This window comes from Lentzea kentuckyensis (genome assembly GCF_002150765.1).
In the GTDB taxonomy this organism is placed as follows: domain Bacteria; phylum Actinomycetota; class Actinomycetes; order Mycobacteriales; family Pseudonocardiaceae; genus Lentzea; species Lentzea kentuckyensis.
The window spans coordinates 23665-30137 of record NZ_MUYM01000135.1 but is presented as its reverse complement, the minus strand read 5'-3'; the positions used below and the strand labels follow the sequence as shown (position 1 = coordinate 30137).

Sequence of the window (6473 nt, the reverse complement as noted above, 5' to 3'; positions counted from 1 at the left end):
GTGCTCGCGTTGACCACGTTCGACGATGACGCGGACGTGTTCGCGGCGATTCGGGCGGGCGCGGTCGGCTACCTGCTCAAGGACGTGTCCTCGGCCCGGCTGGTGGAGGCGCTGCTCGCGGCCCGGCAGGGTGAGTCGGTGCTGCAGCCGTCGGTCGCGGCGAAGCTCGTGGCCAGGGTGGCCCGGTTGCCGCGCGAGGAAGCCACACCGCCGGTCGTGCCGTTGTCGGAGCGCGAACTCGACGTCGTCCGGCTGCTCTCCGCGGGACACAGCAACCGTGAGATCGCCGGGAAGCTATTTCTGGCCGAGGGCACGGTGAAGAACCTCGTCACCAGCGTGCTGTCGAAGCTCCAGGTGCGCGACCGCACCCAGGCGGCGTTGCGGGCCAGGGAGCTCGGCCTGTTCTGACCGGCAGGAGTCATGACCCCGGACATGACGTTCGGCACCTGACCGCGCTCTCCTGGCGAGGAGAGGATCAGCCGCACAGCACCAACACCTCGCCTCGAAGGAGCGCTCATGAGTGCCGACCAGACCACCGCATCTCCCCGGCGGGCACGTCCAGTGGTGCGCTTCACCCTGCACTTCCTGGAAATGGTCGTCGCCATGGTGGTGGGGATGATCGCCCTCGGGCCGATCTGGTCGTTCGCCTGGCCGGACCTGTCCGGCAACATGACCGCGCAGGTGCTGGTGATGGCCACCAACATGTCTCTGGCAATGGCGCTGTGGATGAAGATCCGCCGCCACGGCTGGCCGAGCATCATCGAGATGTCCGCCGCGATGTACGTGCCGTTCCTGGTCCTGCTGCCGTTCTACTGGGCCGGCGTGCTGACGGGGATGACGTTGATGGGCGCCGGGCACGTGCTGATGCTCCCGGCCATGCTGATCGCGATGCTGCGCCGCCGCCACGAGTACAGCTGCTGAGCGTTCACGGTGAGCACGCTGCTCAGTCCGTCGAGTCCTGGGTGCGCCGGGCGTAGGCGCGCGCGGCTCGTGCGCGGTCGCCGCAACGGGTGGAGCACCACTGGCGGCGGCCGTGGCGGAGCAGATAGCGGTTGCACGGGCTGGATTGGCAGGCGGTCAGCCGTTCCGCGTCGGGGCCTGTGAGCAGGTCGGCGGCGTTGGCGGCCAGCGTCGCGAGGGCGTGGTCGACGATCTCCGTGGTGGGGTGCGGCGTCGCCCGGTAGGGGCCGTTCTTCTCGTCCCACTGCAGCAGCGGTGCGGTGGGCACCCTGGTCAGCGCGTCGTTGACGGCGGACAGTGCGGCGGGGAGGGCGGGTAGCCCGGCGACGCGAGCGTCGAACAGGGCCCTGACCTGTTCGCGCAGTGAACGCAGCTGCGTGGCGCACATTTCCCGCATGCCGATGCCGACCGGTGCCAGGCCGTGTTCGGTTAGCCAGCGGTTCGTCCGCACGGGGGTGTCGAGGAGGTCCAGAACGCGCCTGCCCGGCAGCGTGACGGCGCTGTTGGCCAGGGCGAGCGACGAGTACTGCTCCTCACCCGGCACAGGCGGCCAGACCTCTTCCGCCGTCACGCTCTCATCCACAGACCTCATGGTACGGGTTGCGTCAGTCCGTGAGAATCACTAGCGTGGATCTCACGGATAGCGCACATCTAAACCGTGAGGAACCTTTCTCGTGACTTCCGCTCCCCTGTTCCCCGTTCACGTCTTCGGCGGCCCGACTGCCCTGTTCGAGTACGGCGGCCTGCGGTTCCTGACCGATCCGACCTTCGACGCACCCGGCGACTACCCGTCCGGCGGTGGTCCGGTCCTGACCAAGACCGCGCCCTCCCGAGTCGCACCAGCCGATCTGCGACGCGTCGACGTGGTGCTGCTTTCCCACGACGAGCACGCCGACAACCTGGACAACGCCGGACGGGCCCTGCTCGCCGACGTCCCGCTCACGCTCACCACTCCCGGTGCCGAACAGCGCCTCGGAGGCACGGCCAAGGGGCTGGCCGACTGGAAGTCCGTCGAGCTGAACCGTCCTGACGGCGGCACGATCACCGTGACCGGTGTGCCGGCCGTCCACGGCCCCGGCAGCCACGAGGACGTCGAACCGTTCACCGGCCAGGTCGTCGGTTTCGTCCTGACCGGTGAAGGCCTGCCGACGGTGTACGTCAGCGGCGACAACGCCTCGCTCGACGCCGTCGAGCAGATCGCCGAGCGCTTCGGCCCGATCGACACCGCCGTGCTCTTCGCGGGCGCGCCGCGCTTCGCCGGTCTCTTCGACGGCCGGCCGCTCGTCCTGGACAGTGCGCAGGCCGCCGAGGCGACCAGGATCCTCCACGCACGCCGGGTGGTTCCGGTCCACTACGAGGGCTGGGCCCACTTCACCGAGGGCCGTGACGACCTCGAAGCCGCCTTCACCGCCGCCGGACTCGCCGACCGTCTGCAGTGGAACTGAGCAGAGCCGCCGGCGGGACGCGAGAGCTCAGCCCGCGTCCCAGAAGGCGTTCCCGGCCTCCTGAAGGTCGGCGAACACCCGCACGTCCACGATCCGATCACCCCGGACCTTCAGCACGTCGAAACCGTCCATCGACAACTCGGCGTCGCCGCGCTTCGCGGAGAACCGGACACGAAATGCGGCCTCCCCCCATCAACCTCGCGAGATTGCCGAAGTGGTCACCCGCGTACGGTGACCGCCCTGCTCTCCGCCACGCCGTCGGCGCGACCCGCCTCGACGGCGACGACCGTGACGGTGAGGTTCCGTCCGGCCATCGAGGCGGTGACCGTCAGCTTGGAGGTGGCGGCTCCGGGGATGACCTCGCCGTTGAGCCGCCATTCGTAGCGATGGGCGTCGGGCCTGGGCGACCAGATGCCTGAGGTGGCGTGGACGGTGAGGCCTGCCCTGGGGAGGCCGTAGATCACCGGCTTGGTCGTCGCCTTCGGGGCGGCGCCTTGGCCGACCGGCTCCGTCGGGGCCGAGGTAGCGGAGCCGGGGCTGGCGCCGGGCCGGGACGCGGTGACCGTGACCGTGATCCGCTTGCCCAGTGCGGCAACCGGCAGCTGACAGGTCCGGTGGGTAGCGCCCTTGATCGCGACACCGTCGGCGGCCCACTGGTAGGAGTGGGACGTCGCGACGGGTTGCCAGTCACCGGTGGAGGCGCTGAGGGTCTGCCCGACGGCGGGCTGTCCGCTGACGGCCGGCACCTGACCGGCCCGCAGGACCGGCTTGGTGATGGTCAACGCCTTGGTCAGCACCACGGGTTGCACGTCCGAGAAGTGGGACCGGACCTCGACGGTCGCCGCGCCGGTCCGGGCGGAGCCGAGGTTCACCTCGGCCGTCAGGACCGTGCGGTCGGCCGAGACGCTCCTGACCGTCGCGGAGATCGGTGCGCCGCCGCGCGGGGTGACCCGGACGGTGTCGCTCTGGTAGAGCGAGGTGCCGGACAGGGTGATCACCTGGGTGTCACCACCGGCCACCGCGACCGGTGCGACCGTGGTCGCGGTGAACTTCTCGCCCTCGCAGAGCGTGGCGCAGACGAGGAACCCGTCGAGGGTGGCGTACTGACCGCTGCGCTTGACCACCCGGACGGTGTGCCGGGCGGCGGGGTTCAGGTCGTCGGCGGTGTACAGCGTCTGCTGGACCTGCCTGCTGGTCGCCGACGTGCTGATCACGCCCTTGGACACGTCGTCGACGAACACCTCGATGTCGCCCTGGTCGGAGTTCTTCTCCCCGATCACGCGGACACCGGCGCCGGTGAACGTCATCGTGGCCGAGTCGCCGTTGTCGTGTGCGGCGTGGACGGTCTCGTGGAAGTCGCCGAGGCCGCGGAACCCCAGGGCGATCCACGACCCGTGGTAGGAGATGGACAGGTCGAAGTCGTCGAGGCGGCTCCGGTTCGCGCGCAGTTCACGGGGCAGGCCCGCGGCCTTGATGATGTCTTGGGCCGCCGGCGGCCAGTCGCCGTTCTTGACCTCAGTGTTGTTGGTCAGGACGACGTTGGTTCCCCTGTTGTAGCTACCCGCTGGTGCGTGGAAGTTGTCGTGCATGCGGATGTCGTGAATGGTCGGGGTCCACATGCCGGTCCACGAACCGTTGGCGAAGTGGATGACGTTGTGGTGCGTGTCCCACTTCGAGCTGCCCTCGTCCTGGTAGATCATGTTGTTGGTGCGGCTGCCGCCGCTCAGCACGTTGCCACGGAATTCCGAGGTCAGTGTGTCGTCGTGACCGCCCTGACCGCCGTTGGTGTAGATGTGCCCGCCGTCGTGCAGCACGCCCATGACGTCGTAGACGTAGTTCTCCACGATCTTGTTGTCACCGGCGTAGTTGGTGCCCCGCCGGCAGGAGCCGACCGGGAAGTTGCTCTGCTTCGCCTGCAGTTCGCAGCTCGCGGCCCAGCCCCAGCCCCAGCCCATCGAGATGCCGGAGTACGGGGTGTGCGCGATCTCGTTGTTCGCGAGGGTGGCGCGCCGCGTGTAGCCGGTCCAGATGCCCACCGCGTCCTGGTAGTCCTGACCGACGTACTCGATGACGTTCTGCGAGATGATGTCGCCGCTGGTCATCCGGTTCGGGTCGGTGACGTAGTAGTCGTCGACCTCACCGAGGGACACACTGCCACCGGACGTGTCGTGAATCCAGCTCCTGGTGATCGTCGACTCCTGGGTGCCGTCGGCGAGGTCGATGCCCGTGCCTCCGGTGTGGGCGATCTCGACGTCGGTGAAGACGATGCCGCGGCCGCGATGCACCTGCACCGCCGCGGGAATGCGGATGGGGCGGCGCGTGGCGGCGTCCCACAGCACACCGGCCTGGTTGTCGACGTAGCCGGCGGTGGAGGGCAGGTTCCAGGTGGTGTGCGCGAAAGTGACCCCGCGGAAGGTGATGTCGTGCACCGGGGCGATCCGGTCGGGGATCACCACGAACCCGTCCACCACCAGGTAGTCGCCGCCGGTCTTGACCAGCTTGACGGTGTGCCGGCCGGCAGACAGGCCGGTCACCGACACCACGGGCTGCTGTGCCAGCCGGACCGGTCCGTTCGCCGACACGGTCCTGGTCTTGGTGCCGTCGACGTACACATCGATGGCGCCGGCGTCGGTGTTGACCTCGGTGAGCACGTCCACGCCCGTGCCGGTGAAGGCAAAGGTCATCGAGTCACCGTTGACCTGGGTGTAGTGCACGTCGTTGTCGAAGTCGCCGTACGGACGCCCGGCGGCGGTTCGCCACGACGGTGAGTACGTCGCGCGCGGGTCCGTGTCGTTCACGGGAGCCAGGTGTCCCGGCGTCCCGCTGAGGTCGACGACCTTCTCCAGGACAGGCAGGTCCACCGCGGCGGTGGCGAGGTTCTCGCCTGGACGCGGCTTGTAGTACAGCTGGTTCGCCGTGGTGTCGAGGTAGAACTCACCGGGCTCGTCGAGCAGCTGGTAGGCGTTCTCCACCCAGCTGATGCCCTCGAGCTTCGGCAGCCCGGCGCCGTTGAACGGGAAACCCAGGTTCGGCACCGACGAGTTGTTGTTGGCGAAGCAGCCCGGAGCGACGTTCAGGCTGGAACCACCGCCGGCGGCTTCGGTGATGCCCGCCAGCGGACACCTCATGTGCTTCCAGTCGCGGTTGTAGACCACCTCGACCGCGGAAGCGTTGGTGAACGACCGGTACGACGTGTCCGCGGTGGTGAAACTGGAGTTCTTGAGAGTGAACCCGCCTGGGTCGAGCGGCCCGCGGGCACGTTGGGCGCGCTGTCCGTTGACGAACAGCTGGCGGCTGGTCGTGCCGGGCGGTACGGCGGCCCGGTAGATGTTGCGAGAGCTGTCGGAGAGGCTGAACCCGCTCACCTGGCGGGCGCCGCTGAACACGGGCCGCTCGGTCCCATAGGCCGAGTACACGACCCGGTGACCGTTGGCGCCCGAGTCCGCCGGGCCGAGCGTGAACGGCTCCGCCAGCCGGTAGGTGCCGCCGCGCAGACGCACGTCGATGTCGGTGGTCATCGAGCCGGCCAGGGCGCGCACCTTGGCGCGGACGCCGGTCAGGCTGCACGGGGCCGCCTGCGTGCACGCCGTTCCGGAACCGGCGGGGGCGGCGTACAGCTCCCTCGACGGAGCCGCGGAGGTCGGCAGGGGCACGGCAAGCCCCACGGCGGCCACTGCGGCAGTGACCAACACACGCCTTACGTTCGGCCTTGAACGCGTGCGCATCGGTGCTCCTCAAAGGCGTGCGCTGGTGAGGGCGCACGACAGGGCAGGGAATAGTTCGACTACAGGGAGTCACAGCAGGCGAGCGGTCGAGACGGATCGCCCCCTGTGAGATCGTTCACATTAGAGAGCATCGCGCTGCCGCGCGCAACCTATTCATCGGTTGACTTTGCGCACCAGTTCGATCACGCGACAGGCAATGCCTGGCAGACATGGGCACTGCTCGCACGCAACAGCGACAACAGCCTGGTTCATCCGATGTTTGCGCTAACAATTTCATCAAGCGTCCTGCCCTGAAATCGTCGGAAGCAGGGCACCCTGCCCGCTACCCAGAGTAAGACCATCT

At 68.6% G+C, this 6473-nt stretch carries 5 protein-coding genes; 3 read left to right on the top strand and 2 right to left on the bottom strand.

Annotated elements, in window-relative coordinates; all coding sequences use genetic code 11:
• Positions 1 to 408: LuxR C-terminal-related transcriptional regulator (locus B0F77_RS41975; protein ID WP_143467204.1), on the top strand; the 408-nt coding region annotated here is incomplete at its 5' end.
• Between the two features lie 108 nt (positions 409 to 516).
• Positions 517 to 921 carry a hypothetical protein gene (locus B0F77_RS41970; protein ID WP_086668646.1) on the top strand — a complete coding sequence of 135 codons (405 nt, stop codon included), beginning with the start codon at positions 517 to 519 and terminating at the stop codon, positions 919 to 921.
• Positions 922 to 943: 22 nt separating this feature from the next.
• On the opposite strand, the gene B0F77_RS41965 is transcribed toward B0F77_RS41970, so the two are convergent.
• Positions 944 to 1552 (bottom strand): CGNR zinc finger domain-containing protein, encoded by a 609-nt coding sequence (locus tag B0F77_RS41965; protein WP_086668645.1) that lies wholly within the window; start codon positions 1550 to 1552, stop codon positions 944 to 946.
• A gap of 82 nt (positions 1553 to 1634) precedes the next feature.
• On the opposite strand from B0F77_RS41965, the gene B0F77_RS41960 reads away from it, so the two are divergent.
• Positions 1635 to 2405, top strand: a complete 771-nt coding sequence (locus B0F77_RS41960) for an MBL fold metallo-hydrolase (protein ID WP_086668644.1) — start codon at positions 1635 to 1637, stop codon at positions 2403 to 2405.
• A gap of 218 nt (positions 2406 to 2623) precedes the next feature.
• Here the strand turns inward: B0F77_RS41960 and B0F77_RS41955 are convergent, their stop codons facing one another.
• Positions 2624 to 6097, bottom strand: coding sequence for a right-handed parallel beta-helix repeat-containing protein (locus B0F77_RS41955; RefSeq protein WP_143467203.1), 3474 nt, complete (start codon positions 6095 to 6097; stop codon positions 2624 to 2626).
• Between the last annotated feature and the right edge of the window lie 376 nt (positions 6098 to 6473).

What these genes read in the sequence shown, in the direction of transcription:
- B0F77_RS41970 (WP_086668646.1), top strand. Translation starts at nt 517, where the DNA reads ATGAGTGCCGACCAGACCACCGCATCTCCCCGGCGGGCACGTCCAGTG.
- B0F77_RS41965 (WP_086668645.1), bottom strand. Translation starts at nt 1,552, where the DNA reads ATGAGGTCTGTGGATGAGAGCGTGACGGCGGAAGAGGTCTGGCCGCCT.